The organism is Micromonospora sp. B006 (genome assembly GCF_003408515.1).
GTDB classification, from domain to species: Bacteria; Actinomycetota; Actinomycetes; order Mycobacteriales; family Micromonosporaceae; genus Micromonospora; species Micromonospora echinospora_A.
Window position 1 is genome coordinate 561994 of record NZ_CP030865.1, and the last position, 26302, is coordinate 588295.

The 26302-nt window shown below is 74.0% G+C and carries 27 protein-coding genes and 1 riboswitch; of the genes, 13 read left to right on the forward strand and 14 right to left on the reverse strand.

Annotated elements, in window-relative coordinates; genetic code table 11:
* Positions 1 to 77: 77 nt before the first annotated feature.
* The 4 genes from MicB006_RS02800 to eccB all read right to left on the reverse strand — a co-directional run bounded on the left by MicB006_RS02800 (position 78) and on the right by eccB (position 3898).
* Positions 78 to 488 (reverse strand): hypothetical protein, encoded by a 411-nt coding sequence (locus MicB006_RS02800; protein ID WP_116503635.1) that lies wholly within the window; start codon positions 486 to 488, stop codon positions 78 to 80.
* Positions 489 to 665: 177 nt separating this feature from the next.
* A complete protein-coding gene (locus MicB006_RS02805) occupies positions 666 to 1946 on the reverse strand; it encodes a WXG100 family type VII secretion target (RefSeq protein ID WP_116503637.1) in 1281 nt (426 codons plus the stop codon).
* Positions 1939 to 2310, reverse strand: coding sequence for a hypothetical protein (locus tag MicB006_RS02810; protein ID WP_116503638.1), 372 nt, complete (start codon positions 2308 to 2310; stop codon positions 1939 to 1941). The genes MicB006_RS02805 and MicB006_RS02810 overlap by 8 nt, the downstream gene beginning before the upstream one ends.
* 115 nt (positions 2311 to 2425) lie before the next feature.
* A complete protein-coding gene (gene eccB, locus MicB006_RS02815) occupies positions 2426 to 3898 on the reverse strand; it encodes a type VII secretion protein EccB (RefSeq protein ID WP_116503640.1) in 1473 nt (490 codons plus the stop codon).
* A 161-nt stretch (positions 3899 to 4059) separates the two neighbouring features.
* On the opposite strand from eccB, the gene MicB006_RS02820 reads away from it, so the two are divergent.
* Complete coding sequence (locus MicB006_RS02820) at positions 4060 to 5232, forward strand: type VII secretion protein EccE (RefSeq protein ID WP_116503642.1); 1173 nt, start codon at positions 4060 to 4062, stop codon at positions 5230 to 5232.
* On the opposite strand, the gene eccD is transcribed toward MicB006_RS02820, so the two are convergent.
* On the reverse strand, positions 5216 to 6613 hold the full coding sequence (eccD, locus tag MicB006_RS02825; RefSeq protein ID WP_116503644.1) for a type VII secretion integral membrane protein EccD: 1398 nt from the start codon (positions 6611 to 6613) through the stop codon (positions 5216 to 5218). The two genes, MicB006_RS02820 and eccD, sit on opposite strands and share 17 nt — an antisense overlap.
* A 168-nt stretch (positions 6614 to 6781) precedes the next feature.
* Between eccD and eccCa the strand changes: the two genes are divergently transcribed.
* The 7 genes from eccCa (at position 6782) to MicB006_RS02860 (ending at position 13436) form a co-directional block, all read left to right on the forward strand.
* Positions 6782 to 10747: a type VII secretion protein EccCa gene (eccCa, locus tag MicB006_RS02830; protein WP_116503646.1), complete on the forward strand. Its 3966-nt coding sequence runs from the start codon at positions 6782 to 6784 to the stop codon at positions 10745 to 10747.
* Between the two features lie 75 nt (positions 10748 to 10822).
* Positions 10823 to 11233 (forward strand): YbaB/EbfC family nucleoid-associated protein, encoded by a 411-nt coding sequence (locus MicB006_RS02835; protein WP_116503648.1) that lies wholly within the window; start codon positions 10823 to 10825, stop codon positions 11231 to 11233.
* Between the two features lie 16 nt (positions 11234 to 11249).
* Positions 11250 to 11543, forward strand: a complete 294-nt coding sequence (locus MicB006_RS02840; RefSeq protein ID WP_073825893.1) for a hypothetical protein — start codon at positions 11250 to 11252, stop codon at positions 11541 to 11543.
* A 31-nt stretch (positions 11544 to 11574) separates the two neighbouring features.
* Positions 11575 to 12303 carry a hypothetical protein gene (locus MicB006_RS02845; protein ID WP_073825889.1) on the forward strand — a complete coding sequence of 243 codons (729 nt, stop codon included), beginning with the start codon at positions 11575 to 11577 and terminating at the stop codon, positions 12301 to 12303.
* Between the two features lie 12 nt (positions 12304 to 12315).
* A complete protein-coding gene (locus tag MicB006_RS02850; RefSeq protein ID WP_116503650.1) occupies positions 12316 to 12594 on the forward strand; it encodes a hypothetical protein in 279 nt (92 codons plus the stop codon).
* A gap of 223 nt (positions 12595 to 12817) precedes the next feature.
* Positions 12818 to 13126, forward strand: a complete 309-nt coding sequence (locus MicB006_RS02855; protein ID WP_073825883.1) for a WXG100 family type VII secretion target — start codon at positions 12818 to 12820, stop codon at positions 13124 to 13126.
* Between the two features lie 28 nt (positions 13127 to 13154).
* Positions 13155 to 13436, forward strand: coding sequence for a WXG100 family type VII secretion target (locus tag MicB006_RS02860; protein WP_043327076.1), 282 nt, complete (start codon positions 13155 to 13157; stop codon positions 13434 to 13436).
* A gap of 157 nt (positions 13437 to 13593) precedes the next feature.
* Here MicB006_RS02860 and mycP read toward each other — a convergent pair whose 3' ends face one another.
* The gene (gene mycP / locus MicB006_RS02865; protein WP_225980618.1) at positions 13594 to 14832 is read right to left on the reverse strand and encodes a type VII secretion-associated serine protease mycosin; all 1239 of its coding nucleotides are present in this window, start codon (positions 14830 to 14832) and stop codon (positions 13594 to 13596) included.
* Positions 14833 to 14888: 56 nt separating this feature from the next.
* Entirely contained in the window at positions 14889 to 15230 is a 342-nt protein-coding gene (locus MicB006_RS02870) for a helix-turn-helix domain-containing protein (RefSeq protein WP_116503652.1), read from the reverse strand.
* A gap of 159 nt (positions 15231 to 15389) precedes the next feature.
* Here MicB006_RS02870 and MicB006_RS02875 point away from each other — a divergent pair, with 159 nt between their 5' ends.
* Positions 15390 to 16049, forward strand: coding sequence for a carbonic anhydrase (locus MicB006_RS02875; RefSeq protein WP_073825876.1), 660 nt, complete (start codon positions 15390 to 15392; stop codon positions 16047 to 16049).
* Between the two features lie 60 nt (positions 16050 to 16109).
* Here MicB006_RS02875 and MicB006_RS02880 read toward each other — a convergent pair whose 3' ends face one another.
* From MicB006_RS02880 to MicB006_RS02895, 4 genes are all read right to left on the reverse strand, one after another.
* A complete protein-coding gene (locus MicB006_RS02880; protein ID WP_116503654.1) occupies positions 16110 to 17135 on the reverse strand; it encodes a hypothetical protein in 1026 nt (341 codons plus the stop codon).
* A 3-nt stretch (positions 17136 to 17138) separates the two neighbouring features.
* A riboswitch (cyclic di-AMP (ydaO/yuaA leader) is annotated at positions 17139 to 17270 on the reverse strand.
* A 154-nt stretch (positions 17271 to 17424) separates the two neighbouring features.
* Positions 17425 to 18708 carry a YibE/F family protein gene (locus tag MicB006_RS02885; RefSeq protein ID WP_116503656.1) on the reverse strand — a complete coding sequence of 428 codons (1284 nt, stop codon included), beginning with the start codon at positions 18706 to 18708 and terminating at the stop codon, positions 17425 to 17427.
* Between the two features lie 163 nt (positions 18709 to 18871).
* Positions 18872 to 19081: an SHOCT domain-containing protein gene (locus tag MicB006_RS02890; RefSeq protein ID WP_030503502.1), complete on the reverse strand. Its 210-nt coding sequence runs from the start codon at positions 19079 to 19081 to the stop codon at positions 18872 to 18874.
* 124 nt (positions 19082 to 19205) lie between these two features.
* Complete coding sequence (locus tag MicB006_RS02895; RefSeq protein ID WP_116503658.1) at positions 19206 to 19505, reverse strand: metal-sensitive transcriptional regulator; 300 nt, start codon at positions 19503 to 19505, stop codon at positions 19206 to 19208.
* A gap of 80 nt (positions 19506 to 19585) precedes the next feature.
* On the opposite strand from MicB006_RS02895, the gene MicB006_RS02900 reads away from it, so the two are divergent.
* The 4 genes from MicB006_RS02900 (at position 19586) to MicB006_RS02915 (ending at position 23318) form a co-directional block, all read left to right on the forward strand.
* The gene (locus MicB006_RS02900) at positions 19586 to 19792 is read left to right on the forward strand and encodes a heavy-metal-associated domain-containing protein (RefSeq protein ID WP_116503660.1); all 207 of its coding nucleotides are present in this window, start codon (positions 19586 to 19588) and stop codon (positions 19790 to 19792) included.
* Positions 19793 to 19826: 34 nt separating this feature from the next.
* Positions 19827 to 20807, forward strand: a complete 981-nt coding sequence (locus MicB006_RS02905) for a hypothetical protein (protein WP_116503662.1) — start codon at positions 19827 to 19829, stop codon at positions 20805 to 20807.
* A 17-nt stretch (positions 20808 to 20824) separates the two neighbouring features.
* Positions 20825 to 23077, forward strand: a complete 2253-nt coding sequence (locus MicB006_RS02910; RefSeq protein WP_116503664.1) for a cation-translocating P-type ATPase — start codon at positions 20825 to 20827, stop codon at positions 23075 to 23077.
* Positions 23078 to 23144: 67 nt separating this feature from the next.
* On the forward strand, positions 23145 to 23318 hold the full coding sequence (locus tag MicB006_RS02915; protein ID WP_116511121.1) for a CsbD family protein: 174 nt from the start codon (positions 23145 to 23147) through the stop codon (positions 23316 to 23318).
* Positions 23319 to 23382: 64 nt separating this feature from the next.
* On the opposite strand, the gene MicB006_RS02920 is transcribed toward MicB006_RS02915, so the two are convergent.
* From MicB006_RS02920 to MicB006_RS02930, 3 genes are all read right to left on the reverse strand, one after another.
* Positions 23383 to 24633 (reverse strand): RNA polymerase sigma factor, encoded by a 1251-nt coding sequence (locus MicB006_RS02920; RefSeq protein ID WP_116503666.1) that lies wholly within the window; start codon positions 24631 to 24633, stop codon positions 23383 to 23385.
* Positions 24630 to 24992, reverse strand: a complete 363-nt coding sequence (locus tag MicB006_RS02925) for a YciI family protein (RefSeq protein WP_221453590.1) — start codon at positions 24990 to 24992, stop codon at positions 24630 to 24632. The genes MicB006_RS02920 and MicB006_RS02925 overlap by 4 nt, the downstream gene beginning before the upstream one ends.
* A 100-nt stretch (positions 24993 to 25092) precedes the next feature.
* Entirely contained in the window at positions 25093 to 26283 is a 1191-nt protein-coding gene (locus MicB006_RS02930) for a DUF2786 domain-containing protein (protein WP_116503668.1), read from the reverse strand.
* Positions 26284 to 26302 lie beyond the last annotated feature (19 nt).

Consider the following 26302-nt stretch of genomic DNA (forward strand, 5'->3'; position numbering starts at 1 on the left):
GCGCGACTCGACGCGCGGCAGGGCGCGCGGGGTGCGGCTCATCGGGCCGCGTCGGGGCGTACCGGAAAGTGGTCCGGTCAGGCGCGCGGCGGACCGCGGCGGGCGATGGCCGCCCGAGCCGGGTCGGCGACGGCCACGGCCTCGACGCCGGGCACGCGCCCGGCGGAGGCGGAATCGGTGACGGCGGCCGCGTCGGCGACGGGACCGGTGGCGGACCGGGGCGCGCCGTCGGCCCTCGTGGTGCCTGCCGCGACCGGAGAAGCGATCGCGGTCGCCGCGAATCCGGCGGCGGATGTCGCCCGGGCGTCGGTCGCCCCGAACCCGGCGGTACGAACCGTCGTGACGGACTGCCCGGTCACAGCGGCGTGGGCGGGTGCGGCGGCGACGCCCTGGAGGCCGGCGATCAGCACCAGGCTTGCCACGGCCGTGCGGGCGATCCGGCGCAGCGTCGCCGTCCAGGTGGACGGGGTGAACGCTACGGGCAGCACCGTTTCAACCTATCGGCCGGCGAACGATTTCGCAGCTCAAAGATCTTGCCGGTTACGTGAGCCGTCCCACGGGTCGCAGTGGACGGACCGATTCGTCAGGGCGGGCGAGCGGACTCCACCGGACGCGAAACGGCGCGGAGCCCGCCGGGGCGCCGCGCCGTTTCGTGGATGTCGCTGTCAGTTGCCGCCGAGCACCGGCGGCGGGGCACCGTCGCCGTCGCCCCAGACCATCTCGTCCTCGGTGAGCCAGGTCAGTCGGCCGTCGGACTCGTCGTCGCCGTGGCTGCCGCGACCACCGAGCACGCCGCCACGGCCGGCCATCGCGGGCCGCCCGGTGCCGCCGGCGCGCTCGCCGCCCTTGCCTCCGGCCTCGACCACCAGGCCGCGACCGGAGGTGAGCCGGCCGGTGCCGGCCGCCGCGCGGTTCTCCGCGCCGGGCACTCCGCCGAACCGGGCCGAGGACGCCGAGTTGGGACCGGTGCCCGCGAGCGCCCCGGTGCTGAGCACGCCGGGGGCGCCGTAGAGCCCGCCGCCGCCCCCGCCGGCCGTCATCGTCGCCGGGCCGCCGCCGGAGCCGAGGCCCGGGCCGCCGCCGATCGTCGGGCCGCCGGTGGTGTTGGTCAGCGGGCCGGCGCCGGCCAGCGAGGTGCCGGTCGGGTCGACAGTGCCGCCGGTGGTGACCGAACCCGGGGCGCCCGCGCCGGGGTTGCCGCCCGGGGCGCCGGCGCCCGGGGTGCCCTCACCCGGCGAGCCGCTGGTGGGCGCCGTGTGGTGCACGCCCGAGGTGGTGGCGGTGGCGCTCGCCCCCGGGCCGAAACTGCCCAGGCCCGGGCCGGACGACGGCGTCTTGACCGACGGGCCGTTCTGCAGGTTCGGGTCACCGTTGCTGGTGTTGCCGGGCAGCTCGACCTCGGGCGGGTCCGGCACGACGATCCGGCCGTACGCCGAGAAGTCGTAGCCCTCGGCGAGCTTCGCCACGACCTGCACCATCCGCTGGTGCGCCTTCTCCTGCTCGGCCTTGTCCTGCTGGTGGCCGACGATCCCGCCGATCACCGCGCCGGGGGCGCCGCCGAGCAGGAAGCCCTTGCCGGCGCCGGAGAGCAGCTTGTCGTTGTCGTCGGTCTTCTCCGGGCTCTCCGCCTTGGTCTGCGCGGCCCGCAGCTCGCTGGACATCATGTCGAGGCCCTGCCGGATGCCGGTCATGCCCTCGGCGAGGTTGCCGGAATAGCGCACGACCATGTCGAGCCGCCTGGTGAACTCGCGCGCGGCGTCGCCCGTCCAGCTCTTGGACAGCGCCTCCAGGTCGGCGGTGAGGTCGCGGCCGAGGTCGTCGAGCGTGCCCTTGAGGGAGGTCCACTGGGCGCTGAGCGCCTCGATCTGCCTCGGGTCGCCGGCGTTGACGCCCTGGTAGAGCTCCTCGTGGCTGACGTGCTCGTAGCGCCGGGTGTACTCAGACACGCGGGTCCTCCTTCGGCTGCTTCATCGCCTCGTTCAGCCCCGAGAGGGCGGCGGCGATGTCGGCCGCGGCGGCGGCGTTGCGGGCCTCGGCGGTCTTGTAGTTCGTCATGATCTTGTGGGTCGCCTCGCGGGCGGCCAGGATCGCCCGGCGCAGCCGGTCGACGTGGTTGACGTAGCTCTGGTGCGTCTCGGAGTAGCGACGTGCGTTGTCGGTCGCGTCGGTGAACGTGCCGAGCGCCGGCGGGCGGCACTGCATCTGGGTGTTGAGCTTGCGCAACACCGACTCCGCATCGTGCAGGCGCCGCTCAAGTCGCTGGTGGAAGTCCTCCAGGGACAGTACGTCTACTGTCGTGCGACCCGTCATGGCTGTATCCCCGTAGTCATCGTCGATAACCTTCGCCGCACTCAGGTTAGTCGAAACGCGCCAACCCGGGCGACCCGTGACAGCTTCCATCCACATCGGATCCCGGAAGGGCCGGTCAACCGCCCTGGACCTGCGCCGCCGCGCCGCCGGCGGAGGGGCTCGCGGTGGGCGCCGGCGGGGACGAGGCATCGAAGTACGCCATCGCGTCCGCCCGGGACAGCGTCGGGCCGGTCGGCACCAGCGCCAGCAGCGAGGCGGGTACGGCCAGCGGCGTCACGTCGCCGTACCCGAGAGCGCTCTTCGCGTCGCCCCCGTCGGTGCCGAGCGGATAGCGGATGCCCTGGGCGGTGATCAGGTAGACCGTCGACCCGGCCGCGGGCTTGCCGCTCTCCCCGGCGGTGGCCTGTGCCAGCACGCCCTTGCCGCCGGGCAGCAGCACGTTCTCGGCGGTGCGTACCGCGTCCCGGCCGCCCTGCCGCGACGGCATCGCGGCCGTCGCCTCGGTCAGCTCGGCCGGTGGGGAGTCGAAGACCTCCAGCGTGGTGGTCGGCGGCTGGCCGGCCGGGCCGGGCCGGTAGGTGGCGCAGAGCGCCGTGCGCCCCGGGCGGACCTCGTGCGGCGTCGGCAGCCGGGCGGGCAGGCCGTCCGGCTCCAGCCGCTGGTCGGTGAGGAGTCGACCTGCCTCGTCCGGAGTGATCTGCGTCACCTCGCCACCTCGGCCGAGCAGCAGCAACGCGGTGACCTCCCGGACCGTTGCCAGGCCCTGCCGGGTGAGCACGTAGTACTGGCCGGCCGCCTGGTAGACCTGGCCGATCCGGGCCGGCCGGCCGGCGACGGCGAGCCCGCTCGGGCCGCCGTCCCCGTCGATGGTGGGCTTGCGCAGCACCGGGCCCACCGGCACCGCGTTCAGCAGTTGCTGCCCGACGGTGAGGTTCGTGACGCCGGCCATCTTCAACGCCACCAGCGCCTGGTCGTCGCCGGCGACGCGCAGCCGCGAGCCGCCGGTGAGCAGGTAGCGGGCCTCGCCGGTGCGCACCACGACGGCCCGGTCGGTGAGCGCGGTGCCACCGGGCAGCGTCCGGTCGATCACCAGGTGCGTGGTGGAGCGCTGCGTGTCGTTCGGGTCGGGCACGTCGCACACCGACCAGGGGAGCCCGACCAGGGACTTGCGGTCCGGCAGGTCGTCCGGGGCGCCCACGATGCCGACCAGCCGGCCGCGCGGCCGGTCCTTGATGGACGCCTGGGACATGGTGCGCGGCGTCGCCGCCGCGTCGTTGACGATCAGGCGGGCCGAGGCGTAGTTGAGCGTCGGGCGCAGCACCCGGTCCTCGCCGAAGTAGTACGTCGCGCCGGTCTCCCGCTCGATCACCAGCGTGTTCGGCTCCAGCGGTGCCGAGTTGCTGGTGAGCTGCCCGTACGCGCCCACCCCGCCGAGCACCACGGCGGCCGCGATCACGCTGCCGAACACCGCCATGCCGAGGCGGCGCATCGGCAGGTCGTTGGTCTCCGGATCACCCGACAGCAACGCCGAGACGATGCGGCGGGTGACGAAGCGGTACGCCTGCACCTGATCGCGGCGGGTCCGCATGACTAACCTCCGGCGGGGGTGGGTCCACGACGACAGGGCCGAGCGGCGCCGCGGGCTTCCCTACGATAAGGGGCCGCCGGGGGTGCGCCGGACCCCGTCCGCCGCCCGAACGCCGCACCCCGCCGGCGGACGCCCAGGATGTCCAGAAGGGACGCTCACCGATGACGCAGCTGCAGGCGCCACCCGGTCGTACGGCCACCGCCCCCGCCGTACCGGCGGACCGGCCGGTCACCCCGGCCGACAAGCGCCGCCGGGGCCGGCTCGGCCCGGTCGTGGTCGGCCAGCTCGTCGTGGTGGAGTGCGCAGCGCTCGCTGTCTGGTTCGCCACCGCCGGCCCGGCCTGGCTGCTCGGGGTGGTGGGCGTGCTGGCGCTGCTCGCCGTGACCGCCGCGTTCGCCCGCCGGGGCGGTCGCTGGTGGTACGAGGACCTGATGCTCCGCCGCCGGCTGCGCCGCCGCCGCGACCGGGCCCGGGGCGCGGCGCCGGGCGGCGACCCCCGGCTGGCCGCGCTCGCCCCGGAACTGACAGTGGTGGAGCTGACCGGGCGCGGCACCCGCCTCGGCATCGGGCAGGACGACCGGGGCTGGTTCGCCGCGCTGGCGCTCACCGGCCGGCCCGGCGCGCCCGCCGGCTCGATCGAGGCCGCCGTGGTGGACCGCGCGCTCGCCGTGCTCGCCGACTTCTCCGGCCCGGTCACCCAGACCCAGGTCGTCTCGCACACCCTGGTCTGGTACCCGGCCCCCGGCGCGCCGCCGTCGGCACACCGGACCGTGTGGGTGGCGCTGCGCCTGTCGGTGGCCGACGCGCGGGCCGAGACGGTGAGCCGGGGCGGCGGCCTGCGCGGCGTGCACCGGACGGTGGCGGCCGGGGTGGGCCGGCTCGGCAAGGCGCTCAACGCCGCCGGTCTCAGCCACCGCGTGCTCGGCCGCGACGAGCTGCACGCGGCGGTGGTGTCCGGGGCCGGGCTCGACCTGGCGCCGGAGGCCCCGGCGGAGACGTGGACCAGCGTGCGCGGGGGCGGCTGGACGCAGCGCTGCCTGGCCCTGCGGGTACGCCCCAACGGCTCGCTCGGCGCGCTCGTGGACGCGGTCACCGCCACCTCCGCGCCCTCGCACACGGTCGCCGCGGTGGTGCTCCCGGGCGGCCGGCGGGTGCCGCCGCTGCTGCGGGTGGCGGCCATGGACGGGCACGCCGAGGCGCTGGTGAAGGCGGTCCGGGACATGGCCGGGCGCGTCGGTGTGCCGGCCCGCCCGCTGGACGGCCAGCACGGTCCCGGCGTCTACGCGCCCGCGCCGGTCGGCACCGCGATGGGGACCGTCACGGTCGAAGGTTGACGATCCAGCCGTACATGCCGCACACCCAGACGGCGAGCGGCACCAACGCGATGATCAGCAGGATCTCGACGATGTCCAGGATCCGGCCCCAGACCGGCGAGATCCGCTTGCCGGCCACGGTCAGGCCGTAGACCAGGCTGATCACGGCCAGCACGGCCAGGCCGCCGAGGATCAGACCGAGCCGTACCGCCAGCGAGCCGGCGGCGAACAGGGCGGCGGCGACCAGCCCCAGGCCGACGGTGCCGGACAGCAGCACCGGCGTGCGCTGCCCGCGGCTGAGGAACGGGCGCGCCCGCAGCAGCGACAGCAGCGCCAGCACCAGGCAGAGCAGGACCGCCGGCAGGCGGCCGTCCTCGGCCAGCACCACCTCGCCGCCGAGCACCAGCAGCGAGACGGTCCAGAGCAGGCCGGTGAGGAACCCGTCGGCGCGCTCGCTGTTGCGCAGCACCGACGGCCCGTCCACCGACTCGGTGTCCGTCTTCAGGTCGTCCGGTCCGGTGGGAATGGACGGCACCGGCAGCCGGGCGAGGCGGTAGGCGAGCATCGGCAGCGCCGGCAGCGCGCCGAAGGCGACGGTCGCCACCACGGCCGCCGAGGCCGCCGCGTCGATGTCGAAGGCCAGGCTGAGCACCGCGCCGAGGCCGACCGCCGCCCCCACGCCGACCGCGCCGAGGAACAGCGGCAGGCGGTCGCCGACGGCGAGCGCGGCGATCGCGCCGAACACCACCACGGAGGTGCCGGCGAGCAGGACGTGCGGGCTGGCCAGCTCGCCGAGCGTGCGGTCCCCGGCGAGCACGAGCAGGCCGCCGACGCCCGCGTAGCCGACCCCGACCAGGGCCAGCACCGCGCCGGTGCGGCTGTCGCCGGCCGCCCGGGACAGCACCGCGGCGCCGACCAGCAGCGCCACCGCGACCACGAACGCGGCGGCCGCGCCGGGTAGCTGTGGCGGACCGGTGAGCAGAGCCGCCACCGCTCCGGCGGCCAGCGCGGAGGCGGCCAGGAGGACCGCGAACGTCCGGGTGGTGCCCACCTGCCAGGCGCCCGCCCGCTGGGTGGTGGAGGTGGCGACCGCGTCCACCACGTCGTCGAAGACGATCTCCGGAGCGGTGGCCGCCCGGGGGTTGAAGTAGAGCACCTCGCCGTCGCGGACCCCGAGCTGCGCGGCGGTACGGCCACCGTCGAGCGGCTGGCCGCCGAGCCGGGACAGGCTCCAGCCGCCGTGGCGCACGCCCTCGTCGGCCAGGTCCTCGCCCGCGTAGCGCAGCAGCGTGGGCAGCAGGTCGGCGAGCGGCACGTCGGACGGCAGCGCCAGGTCCATCCTGGTACGCGGCGCCACGATGGTGATCCGGCTCAGCCCGCCGGTCGCCGTCTTCGTCGCCACAGTGGCCTCCTCGTTGCTCGCAAACGATCCGCTCGGCCGTCGGCGTCGCCCCACGGGTCCACGACGCCTCCGGGAGATTACCTACGATGGCGGTCGCACAGGTTGCCCACCCGACGCTCACCGGCGGTGGCAGACCACGATCAGGGCCGCTTCTGAGAGGGGAGAGCCGTGAGTACGGTGGTGTTCCGCCGACTTCCGCGTCAACAGGGGCCCGCGCTGCCGCGCGGCGAGGTGCTGCTGGAGTCCCCGCCCGAGCTGCCGGAGCCGAAGGCCAAGGGCATGGGGCAGGTGCTGATGATTCTGCCGATGCTCTGCGGCGTCGGCGCGATGGCGTTCCTCTACGCCGGCCGCGGCGGCGGCATGATGACGTACGTCGCGGGTGGTCTGTTCGGTGTGTCCATGTTGGGCATGGCGATCGGCACGCTCGGCAACGGCGGCAACGACAAGGCCGAGCTGAACGCGCAGCGCCGCGACTACATGCGTTACCTCGCGCAGATGCGCAAGCGCACCCGCCGGGCCGCCGAGCAGCAGCGCGCCGCGATGACCTGGCGGCACCCGGAGCCGGACGCGCTCTGGTCGATCGCCGCCTCCCGCCGGCTGTGGGAGCGGCGGATCACCGAGGACGACTTCGGTGAGGTGCGGATCGCGCTCGGCCCGCAGCGGCTGGCGGTGGAGATCGTGCCGCCGGAGACGAAGCCGGTGGAGGACCTGGAGCCGATGAGCGCGATCGCGCTGCGCCGGTTCGTCCGGGCCCACTCCAGCGTGCCGGACCTGCCCACCGCGCTGTCGCTGCGCGCGTTCAGCCGGATCGCGTTGCGCGGCGACCGGGAGCCGGTGCTCGACCTGGCGCGGGCCGCGCTGGGCCAGCTCGTCACGTTCCACGCCCCGGAGGACCTGCTGGTGGTCGTGGTGGCCGCGCCGGACCGGCAGCCGGTCTGGGACTGGGTGAAGTGGCTGCCGCACGCCCAGCACCCGGGGCGTACCGACGCGGCGGGCGCGCGCCGGATGGTGTTCGCCGCGCTCGACGAGGCGGAGACCGCGCTCGCCCAGGACCTGGGCGGCCGGCCCCGGTTCGCGCCGGAGGCGAAGCCGTTGACCACCGCGCCGCACGTGGTGGTCGTGCTGGACGGCGGCGAGGTCTCGGCGACCTGCGCGCTGACCGGCGCGGGCCTGCTCGGCACCACAGTGGTCGACCTGTCCGGCACGGTGCCGCGCGACGCCGGGCGCTGGCTGCTCTGCCTGGACGCCGGCGACGGCACCGGGCTCGACCTGGTCCGCGGCACCGCCACGTCCCGGCTCGGCAGCCCGGACCGGCTGTCCCTGTCCGCCGCGGAGGGGCTGGCCCGGCAGATCGCCCCGTTCCGGCTCTCCCAGCAGCAGGGCGCCAGCACGGAGGAGCCGCTGGCCCGCAGCATGGAGCTGCCCGACCTGCTCGGCGTCGGCGACGCGGCCACGGTGGACGTCCGGCAGACCTGGCGACCGCGCAGCCACCGCGACCGGCTGCGCATCCCGCTCGGCCTGGGCCCGGACGGCAACGTGGTCGAGCTGGACTTCAAGGAGTCCGCGCACGAGGGCATGGGCCCGCACGGCCTGGTGATCGGCGCGACCGGCTCGGGCAAGAGCGAACTGCTGCGTACGGTGGTCGCCGCGCTGGCCGTGACGCACTCGTCGGAGGAGCTGAACTTCGTCCTGGTCGACTTCAAGGGCGGCGCCACGTTCGCCTCGCTGGACGCGCTGCCGCACACCAGCGCGGTGATCACCAACCTCTCGGACGAGCTGCCGCTGGTGGACCGTATGCGGGACGCGCTCGCCGGTGAGATGAACCGCCGGCAGGAGGTGCTGCGGGCGGCCGGCAACTACGTCTCCCGCTACGACTACGAGAAGGCGCGGGCGGCCGGTGAGCCGCTGGAGCCGATGCCGAGCCTGCTGATCATCTGTGACGAGTTCTCCGAGCTGCTGGCCGCCAAGCCGGACTTCATCGACCTGTTCGTGATGATCGGCCGCCTCGGCCGGTCGCTCGGCGTGCACCTGCTGCTCGCCTCGCAGCGGCTGGAGGAGGGCAAGCTGCGTGGCCTGGACACGCACCTGTCGTACCGGATCGGCCTGCGCACCTTCTCGGCTGTGGAGAGCCGGATCGTGCTCGGCGTGCCGGACGCGTACGAGCTGCCCAGCGCGCCGGGCCACGGCTACCTGAAGACCGACACCGCCACCATGCTGCGGTTCCGTGCCGCCTACGTGTCCGGCCCGTACCAGGCGCCGGGGCAGGTGCAGCGCTCCACCCGGGCGCAGGTGCAGCGGCGGATCGTCCCGTACGGCATCGACTACGTACCGGCGCCGGCGCTGCCGAGCCCGGCGGAGGCCACGCCGGAGCCGGAGCAGTCGGGCGACGGCAAGGCGGTGGCCATGCTGGACGTGCTGATCGACCAGCTCAAGGGCCGCGGCAAGCCGGCGCACCAGGTCTGGCTGCCGCCGCTGGCCGAGCCGTCCGGGCTGGCCGAGATGCTGCCGAAGCTGAGCGTGCACCCGACGTACGGCCTGACCACCGCCGACTGGCCGGGCCGCGGCCGGCTCGCCGTGCCGGTCGGCATCGTGGACCGCCCGTACGAGCAGCGCCGCGACCCGATGATGGTCGACCTGGCCGGGGCCGGCGGCAACGTGGTGATCGTCGGCGCGTCACTGAGCGGCAAGAGCACCATGCTGCGCTCGATGCTGGCCTCGCTGGCGCTCACCCACACGCCGCGCGAGGTGCAGTTCTTCTGCCTCGACTTCGGTGGTGGCGCGCTGCGCAGCCTGGACGGGCTGCCGCACACCTCGGGCGTGGCGGGGCGGCGGGACACCGAGGCGGTCCGGCGGACGGTGGCCGAGGTGGTCGCCGTCATCGACGAGCGGGAGAACCGGTTCACCCAGCACGGCATCGACTCGGTGGCCAGTTACCGGCGCCGCCGTGCTGCAGGTGAGTTCGCCGACGACCCGTTCGGTGACGTCTTCCTCGTGGTGGACGGCTGGAACACGCTGCGCCAGGAGTACGAGGAGCTGGAGCAGACCATCACCAACCTGGCGAACCGGGGCCTCGGCTTCGGTGTCCACGTGGTGATCACGGCGGTGCGCTGGGCGGAGATCCGGATCAACATGCGGGACCTGCTCGGCACCAAGCTGGAGCTGCGGCTCGGTGACCCGTCCGAGTCGGAGATCGACCGGCGGGCCGCGCAGAACGTGCCGGTCGGCGCGCCGGGTCGCGGCCTGACCCGCGACAAGCTGCACTTCCTGACCGCGATCTCGCGGATCGACGGCAAGCGTGACATCGAGGACCTGACCGAGGCGTCCGTGGCGCTGGCCGGTCACGTCGCGGCGAACTGGCCGGGCCGCCCGGCGCCGAAGGTCCGGCTGCTGCCGCGCAGGCTGGCGGTCACCGAGCTGGCCAAGGTCGTCGACCGCTCGGCGCCGGGCATCCCGATCGGCGTCAACGAGTCGGCGCTCGCCCCGGTCTACCTGGACCTGGCGAGCGAGCCGCACCTGACCGTGTTCGGCGACGCCGAGTGCGGCAAGACCAACCTGCTGCGGCTGATCGCCCGGGGCATCGCCGAGCGGTACACCCCGGCCCAGGCGCGGCTGGTCATCGCCGACTACCGGCGCGGCCTGCTCGGCGCGGTCGAGGGTGACCACCTGCTCGACTACGCGCCGTCGAACCAGGTGTTCAGCCAGGGCCTCGGCTCGATCCGCAGCGCGTTGCAGAACCGGCTGCCCGGCCCGGACGTGACCACCGCGCAGCTGCGCGACCGCAGCTGGTGGAAGGGGCCGGACCTCTACATCCTGGTGGACGACTACGACCTGGTCGCCTCCGGCGGGAACAACCCGCTCAGCGCGCTGCACGAGCTGCTGCCGCAGGCACGGGACATCGGCCTGCACCTGATCGTCACGCGGCGCGTGGGTGGTGTGGCCCGGGCGCTGTACGAGCCGGTGCTGCAGCGTCTGCGTGAGCTGGACTCGCCGGGCCTGCTCATGTCCGGCAGCCGGGAGGAGGGCGCCGTGTTCGGCAACCTGCGGCCGACTCCGCAGCCGCCGGGCCGGGGCACGCTGGTGCGTCGCCGCGACGGCCAGCAGCTGATCCAGACCGCGTGGACGGAACCGGCCTGACGGGACGGACGACCGGCGCGGGTTTCCGGTAGCGTCGGCCCGATCGATCGTCGCGATTACGGGGAGGGCCCGGAGTTGAGCAGCCCGTCGGGTATCGGTGGAGCCCTGGAAGGCCTGCTGCGGCAGGCACAGGAGCAGCAGCGGCGGCTGGCCGAGCTCCAGCGGCAGCGGGCGGAGCTGCGGGTCACCGGGGAGAGCCCGGACGGGCTGGTGCGGGTGACGGTCGACGGTGACATGAAGGTCGGCGACGTCGAGCTGAACGCGCGGGCCATGCGGCTGGACAGCTTCTCGCTGGCCCAGTCGATCCAGGCCGCTGTCGGCGCCGCGTACGTGGCGTTCGAGGAACGGCAGCGGGAGATGCTGGGCGAGATGCTCGGCGACTCCGAGATGGTCCGCCGGGCACAGGACGGCACGCTGACCCCGGAGGACTGGTTCCGCCAGTTCGGGGTGGATCTGTCCGACCCGACCCGCAATCTGCGGCGCTGAGCGAGAGGGGACGACGATGCCGAACACCGTCGACGTCGACGCGATCCGGAAGGCGAGCCGGATGCTCGACGCCCCGGACGGCCCGATCCAGTACCTGCGCAACGTCGAGGCGCTGCTGGCCGAGGTGAAGCTGCCCGGCAGCGCGCTGAGCTGGTTCGGCACCGGCGCGGTGGAGCGGCACAACGCGGCGGTGGACGGGCACCTCGACAACGTCCGGACCGGCGTGGAGCATCTGCGCAAGGCCGCCGCGCAGCTCGAACAGAGCGCGAAGAACTGGGAGAAGTCGGATCAGCCCTGGGTGGTCAAGTGACCGGCCGGGCGCGCCAGGGGAAGGACGCCTGATGCCACCGGAGATCCTCATCGCCAACGCCTCGGGGACGGTGACCGGCTCGGTGTCGGTCGCCCAGACCACGGCGCCGGTACGGTCGGCCGCGGCCATCGCCAGGGGAAACCTGGTCTGGATCGCCGCCTCGGCGGCGCTGATCGGCACCATCCTCTACCTGGAGTCGTTCGACAACCAGCAGGTGAACGAGTCCATCAAGAAGTGGGACGAGGCGGCCCGGCTGCTCGGGGCGGACCAGTTCGGCGCGGCGATGGCGGCGGTCCCGCCGGAGGCGTCGGAGTGGGACTTCGACGACCGGGACGCGTTCGACCAGTTCATGCGCAAGCTCGGCGCGGAGATCAACTCGCTGGCCGAGGCGTTCAACGCCAACCGCGACACGCTCACCGCGGCCCGGGACGCGTACAACGACGCGGTCTCCGGCCTGGCTCAGGCGCTCATGCCGATCCTGGTCGCGGTGATCGCCTCGATCGCGCTCCAGTTCTTTCCCGCGACCACCGCTCTGGCCCAGGCCATCGGCATCGCCGGCCTGGCCGCCACCGCCGCGATCCTGGTCCTGGTCTTCGGGGAGATCAGCGCGTTGCTGCACGCGCTGCTCTCCGCGTTCCACACCGACAGCCGGTTCACGTTCACCGCGGACTCCCGGCCCGGCTGGGCGCCCGCCGGCTCCGACCCGGACATCAAGGACATCAAAATCGACTGGGTTCAGGACTCCGCGTTCTACAGGTGACGGGAGCGGGCCATGGACACTCTGATCTTCTCGCTGTTTCTGTACGTCCTGCTGACCATCCCGGTCTTCGTGGTCCTGATGCTGTTCGCCGCGCTGACCCGCTCGGCGCGGCTGCGGCGGGCCGCCGAGGTGGTCTCGCTGAGCACCTGCGCGGCGTTGCTGGTGCTGACGTTCCAGCGCGCGTTCGAGAAGCCGCTGCTGTGGGTCGTGGTGGTGTTGCTGGTCGCGGTGCTGGCCTTCGGCGTGTCGACGATCGTCAGACGTGCCGATGACCGCCAGAGCGGCACCTGAGCGGTCCTGACCTCGGGATGGACCGTCCAACTCGTACGGAGAGCGCCGGATCGCCTTGTCGGTCCTGGGCTGTCGGAATACATCGATGGGACAGCAGGGCTGCGCGGGTTGGACATCGTCCGCTACGGTTCGGATGAAGTGTCCGTCGGTGGGGTGTGTTCGCCTTGCCGCGGGGGAGGGCGCGGCGGAACCGCCGCCACAAGATGACGGAAGGGTGTGAAGCATGGCGTTCGAGGTCAGTGCAGCGACTCTGCACACCGCCGCGAGTGACGTGCGGTCCACGCGCAGCGAGGTTGACGGCGAGCTGAAGAAGCTGTGGAACGTGGTCGACGACCTCGCGATGGCCTGGAAGGGCCAGGCGTCCACGGGCTTCCAGGGCCTGATGAACCGCTGGACCGAGGACACGACCAAGCTGCTGACCGCGATGGACAACATCGCGGACCTGCTCGACAAGTCGGGCACCACGCACCAGGTCAACGACGAAGAGCAGCAGCAGATGCTGGACAAGTTCCACGCTGCTCTCAACCCGTGATCCGCGAAGACAGGCAGAGGAGGAACTGATGAGCATCAAGGTTGACTACGCTGTTCTCGAGAGCAGCAACCAGCAGATGCAGGCCATCTCGCGGATCATCGACGAGAAGCTGGACACGCTGCGGGCGATGCTGACCAAGCTCGAGTGGGAGGGCCAGGACCGGGCCGCCTACCAGCAGCACCAGGCCCAGTGGGACGCCGCCGTGCGGGACATCAACAAGGTCCTGAACGAGATCGGCGGCGCGGTGGGCATCGCGCGCGAGAACTACATGACCACGGAGATGAGCAACTCCAAGGTCTGGGGCAGCTGACCCCGGACCGGTCCACAACGGCTCCGCTCCGGCTCGTGCCGGGCGGAGCCGTCGTGTATTCCGGCCTCGTCGTGTATTGCGGCACCGTCGTGTGTTGCGGCACCGTCGTGTGTTGCGGCACCGTCGTCGCGCCTCGCGTCGACGGCGCGGCCGCCGGTCAGGCGTCCTGCGGGACGTCCCGTCGGCCGGGGCGCCAGCCGCGTCGCCGGCCGCGTACCAGGATCGGCCGCAGCGTCAGCAGGACGCCGGCGAGCAGCCCGCCGACGACGGCGACCCAGATCGCGACGGTGCGCTGCCACGCCAGCGGGTCGGTGGGCGGCGCCGGCGGCGGCATGGCGCCCAGCGGCGGGTCCGCACGGGTGCCGAGCAGGCTGGTCACCGCCCGGTAGGGGTTGACCATGCCGTAGCCGACGTCGGCGTTGTGCCCGTCGGGCGGGTTGTCGGCGGTGCGGGTCAGCCGGTGGGCGATCTCGGCGGTGCTGATGTCGGGGTGCGCGGCCCGTACCAGCGCGGCGACCCCGGAGACGTACGCGGTGGCGAAGCTCGTCCCGCCCTGCGGCTCGGCCCGGTAGCCGGACCCCTGCGGCGCGGGCCCGACGATGTTCAGCCCGGGGCCGGCGATGTCCACATAGTCCCCGCTGACCGAGCTGCCCACGTGCCGGCCCTGCTCGTCGAGGCCGGCGACGGCGATGACCCCGGGGTACGCCGCCGGATAGGCCGGCCGGTCCTCCCGGTTCTCCTGCCGGTTGCCGGCGGAGGCGACGACCACCACGTCCTTGTCGAGCGCGTACTGCACCGCCGACTTCAGCGCCGGGTCGTCGAGCGTGACCAGGGACAGGTTGATCACGTCGGCGTCGTTGTCGACCGCCCAGCGGATCGCCTTGCCGATCTCGCCCGGCACGTCCGGGTCGAAGTTCTCCTTGTTCTCGGCCAGCACGCGCAGCGGCAGGATGCGGGCCTCCGGCGCGATGCCGGTGTACGGCGAGCCGGTGCCCTCCCGCCCCGCGATGATGCCGGCGACCATGGTGCCGTGACCGACCAGGTCACACTGGCCCTGGAGCCGGACGAGCTGGTTGAAGTCCTCACCGGGCAGCACCCGCCCGCGCAGCAGGGGATGGGACGGCGAGACCCCGGAGTCGATCACGGCGACGGTGATCCCCGCGCCCTTGCCGACCCGCCACGCGGCGGCCGGGTCGAGGCGGCTCAGCGCCCACGGTGTCTCGGTGGGCGCGGGACCACCGGTGGGCCCGCACTTCGGGGCGGCCACCGCGGGCGAGGGCACCGTCAGCGCGCCGCCGAGCAGGGCGGCCGCCGCCGCTCCGGAGAGGACGGACCTGATCCGGTGTCCGGCCCGGACGCGTCGCTCTGTCGCGCCCGGCCGCAAGCTGTCGCGCACGCGGTGAGATTACCGTCGCGCGCGCCCGCGCGGGCGCACGCGGTCGCGGGAGCCGGTCACCGGTCGGCGGTGACGTCGCCGGCCGGCTCGGCGGCGAAGAGGGCCAGCAGGGCGCCGACCTGCTGGTCGGCCTCCGCCGGGTGCCGGAAGCGCCCCGTCGGGTTGATCGTGTACTCGTTGCGCCGCCCCACCCGGGTGCGCTGCAGGTACCCCCCGGCCTCCAGGTCGGCGACGATGGCCTGGGCCGCCCGTTCGGTCACGCCCACCTCGTCGGCCACGTCCCGCAGCCGCGCGGTGGGGTTGCGCGCGATCGCCAGCAGCACATGCCCGTGATTGGTGAGGAAGGTCCAGTTACGGCGGCTCCCGTCCTCACCTGGTGTCGTCGCCATGGTGGTCATGCTATGGCCACCGACGCGGTGGACCCGAATCGGACGCGGCCCGGCACGGGAAAGTATGAAATGCGTATCACGAATCTTGACGTGCCCCAGACGTCGTGTGACCGTGAAGTCGTGAGGCCGTACGGCCTGGTCGTTCCCCAGGTAGACGAGGTGAGGCAGATGACGCCGAGAAGCCCGGAGCAGGCGCTCGCGGAACTGCGCACCGGTAACCACCGGTTCGTCACCGGTGTGCCGCAGCATCCGAATCAGGACGCCGGGCACCGGGCGGCAGTGGCCGACGGCCAGCACCCCTTCGCGGTGATCGTCGGCTGCTCCGACTCGCGGCTCGCGGCGGAGATCATCTTCGACCGTGGTCTCGGCGACCTCTTCGTGGTGCGTACCGCCGGGCACACCGCCGGGCCCGAGGTGCTCGGCAGCGTCGAGTACGCGGTCACCGTGCTTGGTACGCCGCTCGTGGTGGTGCTCGGGCACGACTCCTGCGGCGCGGTCCAGGCCGCCCGGGAGGGGGTCCGCACCGGCGCCGCGCCGGCCGGGCACCTGGGCGCGGTGGTGGACGCGGTCTCGCCCAGCCTGCTGCGGGCCGCCCGGCAGGGGATCGACGACCTCGACGGCATCGTCGACGTCCACATCGCGCAGACCGTGGAGACGCTGCTGGCCCGGTCCGCCGTGCTGGCCGAGCGGGTCGCGGCGGGCCGGTGCACGGTGGTGGGAATGTCGTACCGGCTCTCCGGCGGCGAGGTGCGGACAGTGGCGCAGGTCCCGGCGCCACTGCCCGCTCCCTCGGCGCCGGCGGACGCGGACGCGGCGCTGGCCGGCTGACCGCGGCGCCGGACGACAGAAGGGGCCGCCCACGGGCGGCCCCTTCTGTCTGCGTCCAGGTCAGAGCATCGACATGTGGACGTGGTCGGTGTGGTTCGACGGTCCGCTGTACGAACTCCAGCCGGTGGCCGGGAACCAGATCTGCCGGTTCCAGATGACGTAGTAGATGCCCAGCCGGTCGGCGTTGCGGATGAGGAAGGCGGCCACGTCGTTGCCGTACTTGCGGGTGTCGTTGTTGTGCCAGGGCGCGAAGCCGCTGTTCTGCAGCGACCAGTCGCACGCCTTGCCCTTGGGGTGCTCCCACGGCCCGCCCGGCCGGTAACAGCCCACGAAGCGCGTATAGCCGGCGCGCCGGACCTCCTTGTAGGCGTGCAGCGTCCGCGGCGTGACGCAGCCCGAGGTGGTCGGGTCGTTCTCGCTGCACGACTCGGCCTTCCAGCCGCCGTCGGCGGTGCGGCCGGGGCCGATCTTGGCGACCGGTGAGGTGGCGTCGACCAGGCCGCCGGTGAAGCCGAGGCCGCCGACGAGCTTGAGGGCGCGCTCGGCCTGCACCTTCTCGCGCTCCATCGCGTTCTTCTGCTTCTCCTGCTCGCGCACCTCGGCGTCGAGCGCGATCTTGGCCTGCTCGGCGCGGGTCTTGACCGCGTTGATGGCGGCCAGGCGCTGCGCGTTGAGGAGGTTCAGCTCGTCCAGGGCGTTGACGCGGCGGACGAACGAGTCGGGCGAGTTGCTCTCCAGCAGCATCGCCATCGCGCCCATCCGGCCGGTCCGGTAGGACTGGGCGGCGAGCTGGTTGACCTGCGGGCTGAGCGCCTCGAGTTCGGCCTGTGCCGTCTGCACCTCGGCGGCCAGCCGCCGCTGGCGGTCCTGCGACTTGGCCAGCTTCGCCTTCGCCTGGAGGAAGTTCCGGTTGGCGCTGTCGATGGCCTCGGTGATGAGCGGTGGTTCGCCGTCCTCCTCGTGCCCGGACGGCTTCGGGGCCGCGGCGGCGGGGGCCGCCGTCGCCGCGTTCGGCCCGGCCAGCACTGCCAGCGAGGCCAGCACGGCCACCAGGGGTGTCAGCCAGCGGCGCAGGGGTGGCGTCACAGTGTTCCCTTCCGTCGGCCGCCGACCGGGTTAGCTGACGGGTTCGGGACGGAAGTGGCCCCTACCGCTCGCGCGGATTCACCCCATGTACCTGGTTCCCCGGCTCGCCCGTAGGCGATTGGGCGGCGGCACCGCTGGCGCCGGTGCGCGCCTTCGGCGGTGACCGGCAGCGAGGTTACCCGACAGCACTCCTGCGGATCTACGTCCGGAAGCCGACCAATAGCGAGATTTCGCCGTGGCCCGCCGTGACCAGCGTCGCGTTTGAAATCGATGGTCACCGTGCGGAGTCTCACCATGTCGCCTCCGTACTCCTTCCGCCGCCGAGCGCCTCCAGCGCGTCGTCGCGTCCGGCCGGCGGACGGGGCGCGGGGGCCGCCGGCTCCGCGGGCTCCGCGCCGGGCGCGCGCCGTCCGGCGGTGGTCACGACCGCGGCCAGTGCGGTCGTCAGCGGTACGGCCGCGATCAGGCCGAGCGTGGCCACCGCGCTGCGAACGATCTCCTGGGCGAGGAACTCGCTCGTGAGGATCTGGCTCACCGGGCGGGAGTCGGCGACCAGCAGGAGCAGGAGCGGCAGCGAGGCGCCCGCGTACGCCAGCACGATGGTGTTGACGGTGGACGCGATGTGGGCCCGGCCGACGCGGGTCGCCGCCCGGTAGAGCTGCCGCCGGGACAGTCCCGGGTTGGCGTGCGCGAGTTCGGTGACGGTGGCCGCCTGGGTGACTGTCACGTCGTCCAGCACGCCCAGCGAGCCGATGATGATGCCCGCCAGCAGCAGCCCGTGCAGGTCCACGTCGGCCCGGAACATGGACAGGGTGGTGGCGTCCTCGCTGCCGAAGCCGGTCAGGTGGGTGGCGGACGTGGCGAGCAGGCCGAGCACGCCGGTGATCACCAGGCTGCCCAGCGTGCCGAGCACCGCCACCGACGTCTGCGCGGTGACCCCGTGCGTCAGGTAGAGCACCACGAACATGATCAACGCGGCGCCCACGATCGCCACCAGCAGCGGCGGCTGGCCGCCGCCGATGCCGGGCAGCACGAAGCCGAGCAGGATCGCGAAGCTGGCCACCAGGCCGCCGAGCGCGGCGAGCCCGCGCCAGCGCCCGAACGCCACGATCGCGGCGGCGAAGAGCACCAGCAGCCAGATCAGCGGGGTGCCGCGCTGGTGCTCGGCGATGTTGTAGGACTTCACCGACGGGTCGGCCGGGTCGATCAGCTCGACCAGGACGATCTTGTCGCCGACCTCGACCCGTGGCGCCCCCGGCCCGGCCGGCAGCGGCGTCTCGACCTGCCGGCCCGCGTCCGGGCCCTGCTCGGCGGTGACGGTCGCGGTGCCGCAGGGGCCGCCCGCGCCCTCCGGGGCCTCCGGGGTCGGCGGGCAGGGCTCGGTGACCACCCGGGTCACGGTGCCGTGGTAGCGGGGGACGTCCGCGCCGCCGACCGGCTCCCGGTCCTGCCGGGGCCAGAGCACCAGCGCCGCGATCACGGTGAGCGCGAACAGCGTCACCACGACGGCGACGAGCAGCCGCCGTACGCCCGGTGGCGTGGGCGGTGCAGGGCGGGTGTGGTCGGCACCCAAGGCGTCTCTCCCAACGGTCGCGGCGACGCCTGGTCCGCCGGACCGGTCTGGTCACCGGGCCGGCGCGGACGTGTCGACCACGTCCGGGTCGTCGCCCCGACATGGTAGGCAGCCCGGCTGAGTGCTCCCGGGCACCGTGGCCGGGGACGCGCGGCCCGCGCGGTCAGGCCAGGCCGGCCCGGCGTCGCCGGTACTCGTCCTCGTCGATCTCGCCGCGGGCGTACCGCTCGTCGAGGATGCGCCGGGCCGTCGTCGGGCCCAGGTACTGCGGGCCGGTCCACCGCACGGCCGCCCAGACGAGCCCCGCCAGCACCGCGAGGACCAGCAGTGACCAGATCCACATCCAGCCCATCATCGGGCTCTGCCACATCATCGGGCCGCCCTCCGTCCGTCGCCGCGGGTCCGCCGGGCCGGCCTGCCCGCCACTTCGACGGTACGTCCGCGCGGGCGCGTCGGCGCGGGTCGATGTGCCCTGCCCCGAGGGCCGGAGGTCCCCCTCAGCCGCGCTTCATCAGGCGGCCGACGGCGGCCATCATCTCGGTCGCCATCTCGTCGGCCCGGCCCTCGGCGGCGCCCTCGTGCATGCAGTGCCGCGCGTGCCCGTCGAGCAGGCCGAGGCCGACCTTGTCCAGCGCCGCCTGGATGGCCGAGATCTGGGTCAGCACGTCGATGCAGTAACGGTCGTCCTCGACCATCTTCTCGATGCCCCGGACCTGACCCTCGATGCGGCGGAGCCGGGCGAGGAGTTGGTCCTTGCTGGCGGTGTAGCCCCGGCTCGGGCTGGACGGCGCGGTCATGAAAACGAGGATAGCGTACCCCTCGGGGGTATGCTAACGTCTCGACCGTACCCCCAGGGGGTATAAGATCGGAGGGCGAGATGGAGAGCACCTACCAGGTGAGCGGCATGACCTGCGGCCACTGCGTCAAGTCGGTGAGCACCGAGCTGAGCGCGCTTGCGGGCGTCACCGACGTCCAGGTCGACCTGGCCACCGGCCGGGTCACCGTCACCAGTCAGAACCCGCTGGACGCGGACGCCGTCCGGGCGGCGGTCGACGAGGCCGGCTACGACCTCGTCGGTGCGTGACGGGTCCACGGACCCGCGGGAACGAGGAGAAACCATGAACACGGCGACGAAGCTCGGCGGCTTCGCGCTCGGCCTCGTGGCGGTCTTCGGCGCGGCGTACGGGATCGGCAACCTGGCCGACCCCGTCGCCCCGGCCGCCGAGACCCGCCACGACGACAGCGACAGCGACCACGGGGCCGGCGACACCGGTCACGGTGACGAGAGCCAGGCGGGCGGCGCCGCCGCGCACCTGCCCGGCGGGCTGCTCGTCTCCGAACGCGGCTACACGCTCCAGCCCGCCACCGCGGCGGCCGGGCAGTTCGCCTTCCGGATCACCGGCCCGGACGGCGCGCCGGTCACCCGCTTCGAGGTGGCGCACGACAAGCGCATGCACCTGATCGTCGCCCGCCGGGACCTCTCCGGGTTCCGGCACGTCCACCCGGAGATGGCCGGCGACGGCACCTGGCGGGTCGCCTCCCCGCTCGACGGCCCCGGGGTCTGGCGGGCGTTCGCCGACTTCACGCCCGAAGGCGGCGAGCCGCTGACGCTCGGCCTGGACGTCACGGTCCCCGGTGAACTGGCCGCCCGGCCGCTGCCGGAGCCGGCCACCAGCACGACAGTCGACGGCTACACGGTCACCCTGACCGGCACGCCGGAGCCGGGCCGGACCAGCCGGCTCACGCTCTCCGTCAGCCGCGACGGGCGGCCGGTCACCGACCTGCAGCCCTACCTCGGCGCGTACGGGCACCTGGTGGCGCTGCGGCAGGGCGACCTTGCCTACCTGCACGTGCACCCGGAGGGCACGCCCGGCGACGGGCGTACCCCGGCCGGTCCGGCGATCACGTTCGCCGCGGAGGTGCCCTCGGCCGGGGCGTACCGTCTCTACCTGGACTTCCGGCACGGCGGCGCGGTGCACACGGCCGAGTTCACAGTCCTGGCCGGCGACCGGACCGCGCCCGCGCCCAGCGCGCCGGCATCCACCACCGCACCGACCCCGGACGCCGGACACGGCACGCCGGGGCACGGGCACAGTTGAGCGCCGGAGGTGCCGCGATGACTGCCACGGGAAAGGCGCTGCCCACCGCGCCGAACCTGATCGAGCTGGCGATCGGCGGGATGACCTGCGCGTCCTGTGCCGCCCGGATCGAGAAGAAGCTCAACCGGATGGACGGCGTCGAGGCGACTGTGAACTACGCCACCGAGAAGGCCACCGTCCGGTACGCCGACGACATCGCGCCGGCCGACCTGATCGCCACAGTCGAGAAGACCGGCTACACCGCCGTGGTGCCGCCCCCGCCCGAGCAGGCGGCCGCGGCGGCCGGGGAGCCGGTGGACGAGCTGCGCGCCGCGCGTACGCGGCTCTGGGTCTCCGCCGTGCTCACCGTGCCGGTGATCGTGCTCGCCATGGTTCCGGCCTGGCAGTTCGACTACTGGCAGTGGGCCTCGCTCACGCTGGCCGCGCCGGTAGTGGTCTGGGGCGGGCTGCCGTTCCACCGCGCCGCCCTGGTCAACCTGCGGCACGGCGCGGCGACCATGGACACGCTCGTCTCGCTCGGCACGCTCGCCGCGTTCGGCTGGTCGCTCTGGGCGCTGTTCCTCGGTGACGCCGGCATGCCCGGGATGAAGCACCCGTTCAGCCTCGACATCACCCGTGGCGACGGCGCCGGCAACATCTACCTGGAGGCCGCCGCCGGGGTGACCGTGTTCATCCTGGCCGGGCGGTACTTCGAGGCCCGTTCCAAGCGCACCGCCGGGTCGGCGCTGCGCGCCCTGCTCGAACTCGGGGCCAAGGACGTCGCGGTGCTGCGCGGCGGCCAGGAGGTCCGGGTTCCGGTCGACCGGCTCGCGGTCGGCGACCGGTTCGTGGTCCGGCCCGGCGAGAAGGTCGCCACCGACGGCGTGGTCGAGGAGGGCACCTCGGCCGTCGACGCCAGCATGCTCACCGGCGAGTCGGTGCCGGTCGAGGTGGGGCCGGGCGACACGGTGGTCGGCGCGACTGTGAACGCCGGCGGCCGGCTGGTCGTGCGGGCCACCCGGGTCGGCGGCGACACCCAGCTCGCGCAGATGGCGCGGCTGGTGGAGCAGGCGCAGACCGGCAAGGCGGCCGTGCAGCGGCTCGCCGACCGGATCTCCGGCGTCTTCGTGCCGATCGTGATCGCGCTGGCCGCCGGCACGCTCGGCTGGTGGCTCGGCACCGGCTCGGGTACGACCGCCGCGTTCACCGCCGCGGTGGCCGTGCTGATCATCGCCTGCCCGTGCGCGCTCGGCCTGGCCACGCCGACCGCGCTGCTCGTCGGCACCGGACGCGGCGCGCAGCTCGGTGTGCTGATCAAGGGGCCGGAGATGCTGGAGTCCACCCGCCGGGTCGACACCGTGGTGCTGGACAAGACCGGCACCGTCACCACCGGCCGGATGGCGCTGGCCGAGGTGCTGCCCGCCGACGGCGAGGACGCCGCCGAGCTGCTCCGGGTGGCCGGGGCGCTGGAGGCCGCGTCCGAGCACCCGATCGCCCGGGCCGTCGCCGAGGGCGCGGCCGAGGCCGGGCCGCTGCCGCCGGTCGGCGAGTTCGCCAACGCCGAAGGGCTCGGCGTGACCGGCACGGTCGAGGGCCGGACCGTGGTGGTCGGCCGGGCGCGGCTGCTGCGCGAGCGGGGTCTCGACGTACCCGAGGAGGTCGCGCGGGCCGCGACCGGCGCGGAGGCGGCGGGCCGGACGGCGATCCTGGCCGGCTGGGACGGGCGGGCCCGGGGCGTGCTCGCGGTGGCCGACGCGGTGAAGCCGACCAGCCGGACGGCCGTCGCCCGGCTGCGCGAGCTGGGGCTCACACCGGTGCTGCTCACCGGCGACAACGCCACTGTGGCGAGGGCGGTCGCTGAGGAGGTCGGCATCGACGAGGTGATCGCGGAGGTGCTGCCCGCCGAGAAGGTCGCGGTGATCGAGCGGCTGCAGGGCGAGGGCCGGGTGGTCGCGATGGTCGGCGACGGGGTCAACGACGCCGCCGCGCTGGCCCGGGCCGACCTCGGGCTGGCCATGGGCACCGGCACCGACGCGGCCATCGAGGCCGCCGACCTGACGCTGGTCCGGGGTGACCTGACCGCGGCTGCGGACGCGATCCGGCTCTCCCGGCGCACGCTGGCGATCATCAAGGGAAACCTGTTCTGGGCGTTCGCCTACAACGTCGCGGCGTTGCCGCTCGCGGCCGCCGGGCTGCTCAACCCGATGCTCGCCGGGGCGGCGATGGCCTTCTCGTCGGTCTTCGTGGTGGGCAACAGTCTGCGGCTGCGGCGTTTCCGCCCGATCGGGTGAGGGGATTGGGCGGGCGGCCGACGGGGTAACCAGTTGTCGTCAGGCAATCGCATCAGTGGAGGTCATCATGGGTCTCGACGACAAGATCGACAACACTTCCCAGGACGCCGCGGGCAAGGTCAAGGAGGGCGTCGGCCGGGCCACGGACAACGAGCGCCTGGAGGCCGAGGGCCGCAACGACCAGGCCGGCGCCAAGCTCAAGCAGGCCGGCGAGAAGATCAAGGACGCCTTCAAGAGCTGACGTACGCGACGCACACCCACCGGGTCGGCCCTCGGGCCGGCCCGGCGTGCTGTCCAGGCCCGGGTCAGCGCGGCCGGTCACCGGTCAGGCGCGCGGCGCGGGCCTGGAGGTAACGGCGCTCCGGCAGGCTGGTGGTGGCCCGCGCGGCGGCCAGGTACGCGGCCCGCGCGTCCGCCCGGTCCCCGGCCAGGTCGAGCAGATGCGCGCGGACGGCGGCGAGACGGTGGTGGCCGGCGGTCCGGCCGTCTGCGTCGAGCGGTTCCAACAGCGCGAGCCCGGCGCGCGGGCCGTCCACCATGGCCACCGCGACCGCCTGGTTGAGCGTGACCATCGGATTCGGCGCGATGTGGGCCAGCACCCGGTAGAGCGCGACGATCTGCGGCCAGTCAGTGGTCTCCGCGGAGGGGGCCTCCGCGTGCACCGCCGCGATGGCCGCCTGCACCTGGTACGGCCCCGGCGACGACCAGGTCAGCGCCTCGGTCACCAGCGCCACCCCCTGCGCGACGGCGTCCCGGTCCCACCGGCCTCGGTCCTGCTCGGCCAGCGGCACCAGCTCGCCGTCCGGCCCGGTACGCGCCGCCCGGTGCGCGTCGGTGAGCAGCATCAGCGCCAGCAACCCGGCCACCTCGCCGTCGTCCGGGAGCAGCCGGCGCAGCTCCCGGGCCAGCCGGATCGCCTCGGCGGTCAGCTCCGCCCGGTGCAGCGCCTCGCCGCTCGACGCCGCGTACCCCTCGTTGAAGACCAGGTAGAGCACGCGCAGCACAGCGCCCAGCCGCTCGTCGCGGTCGGCCGGCGAGGGAAGCGTGAAACGTGCGCCGGCTGCCTCGATCCGCTGCTTCGCGCGGCGGATCCGCTGGCTCATGGTCGCCTCCGGCACCAGGTACGCGCGGGCGATCTCGGCAGTGCTCAACCCGCCCACCGCACGCAGCGTGAGCGCCACCTGCGCGCTGACCGGCAGCGCCGGATGGCAGCAGAGGAACAGCAGCTTCAGCGTGTCGTCCCCGCTCGGCGGCTCCTCGTCGGCGGGCGGCGCGACAGTCGCGTACGCCGGCTGCCGGACCGCCACCGCGACCTCGCGTGCCCGGCGGGCGTGCTCACGGCGCCACTCGTCGGTGAGCCGGCGGGTGGCGACGGTGACCAGCCATGAGCGGGGGTGGTCCGGCAGGCCCTGCTCCGGCCACTGGACGGCGGCGGCCAGCAGCGCCTCCTGGACCGCGTCCTCGCAGGCGTAGAACTGGCCGTGCCGGCGCACGAGCACGCCGAGGACCTGCGGCGCGAGCACACGCAGCAGGTCCTCGACCGCCCGGGAGGTCACATCTCCGTCCCGGCCTGCTCCATCACCGCGCGCACCTCCAGCACGCCGAAACCGTGCCGCACGTCCGGCCAGCGCGCGGCGATCTCGGCGGCCCGCTCCGGGGTCTCGCAGTCGACAGTCAGGTAGCCGGCGAACTGCTCCTTGCTCTCCACGAACGGCCCGTCGGTGATCTCGGTGCCGCCGGAGGCCGCCGGTCGTACGGTCCGGGCCTGCGACGGGTGCGCCAGCGCCTCTCCGCCGACCAGCTCACCGGACTCGGTCAGCTCCTTCATGATCTCGTCGACCTCGCCGAAGATCGCGTTGCGTTCCGCCTCGGACAGCTCCTCCACGAAGCCGGGCCGGTTCCAGATCAGCAGCATGTACTTCACTGTGCACTCCTCAGGTCCGGGGCCACCGTCGGTGGCGCCTCGCAGACGGGTCGGAGCCGGTCCGCCCGAACCGACATCATCGGCCAGGAAGTCAGCGGACCCCGCGCACCGGGCGGCGCGCCGGGCGTCCCGGATCGAGTGAGGCGCGGTCGGCCGCGCTGGTGCCGGAGACCCAGCCCTGTTCGTCGCGCACCTGGAGCCGGTGCCGCGTGGTGCCGGGAAAGAGCTGTTCGGCGCGTTCCCGGACGGCGTCCGAGCGGGCCGCGAGCACCGGCAGCAGCCGATCGTCGTCGCTCTCCTCGGCCGCGACCGCGCTGGCCTCGCGCAGCCGGTCGCCGATCCGCAGCGCGAACGCGTTGAGGAACGACTCGTCGTAGCCCTTGGTACGCCGCCCGCCGGCCTTGCCGCGCTCACCCCGGCCGCGCAGCATCGCGGCGGTGGCCTGCACCAGCAGCGAGGTGTGCAGCAGCTCCACCGCGGCCAGGTCGGCCGGGAAGCCGAGCACCGTGGCGAAACCCAGGTCGTCGGACCAGACCGACTCGCACCGGTTCGCCGCCGCCACCTCCTGGACCAGCAGCGCCTTCGCCGCCGCGTACGGGGCGTCGACGCCGATCCGGACCCCGCCCGGAGCACCGGACCGCTCGGCGGCGGCGTCGAGCAGCGCCGCGTCGATGCTGTGCCGGGCCATCAGCTCCTGCGCCTTCGCGGTGAACGCCTCCGCCTCGGCCGGATAGGCGGTCGACTCGGCCTTGGCGAGCAGCGCGCGTACCCGGTCGAGCATCCGGGAACCGCTCGGCGTCGCGGCGGCGCGTGGGACGGCGGCCGAGCCCGGCGGGGGCCGCAGCACCGCGATCGGCGGCAGCCCCGCCACCAGGACGAGCGCGTCGACGGCGTCCCGCAGCGCGGTGATCCGGTCGCCGTCGGCGCGCCGGTCCAGCCAGCCCGCGTCGTCGTCCCAGCGGGCGCCGGCCTCGGTGAGCTGCGCGTCGAACCAGTCCGGGACGGGCGCCGGCAGGGTGCGCCGCTGCGCGGCCATGGCGTCGCGCAGCAGGCGGGCCCCGCGCGGGGTCAGCCGCCGGGTGGCGAGCCGGTCCAGGTCGGCGGGCTGCCAGCCGCGTGGCCAGAGCCGGCCCACGTCCCGGGTCAGCCGGGCCAGCAGCGCCGCGTCCACCGCGGCGCCGTCGGCCACCACCAGCCCGTCGAGGGCCCGTTCGGCGGCGCGTACGTCGGTGCCGCGCGCCGTCGCCACGGCGTCGTCGAGCAGTCGGTCGGCTGGTGACACGGGTGGCTCTCCCTGAACT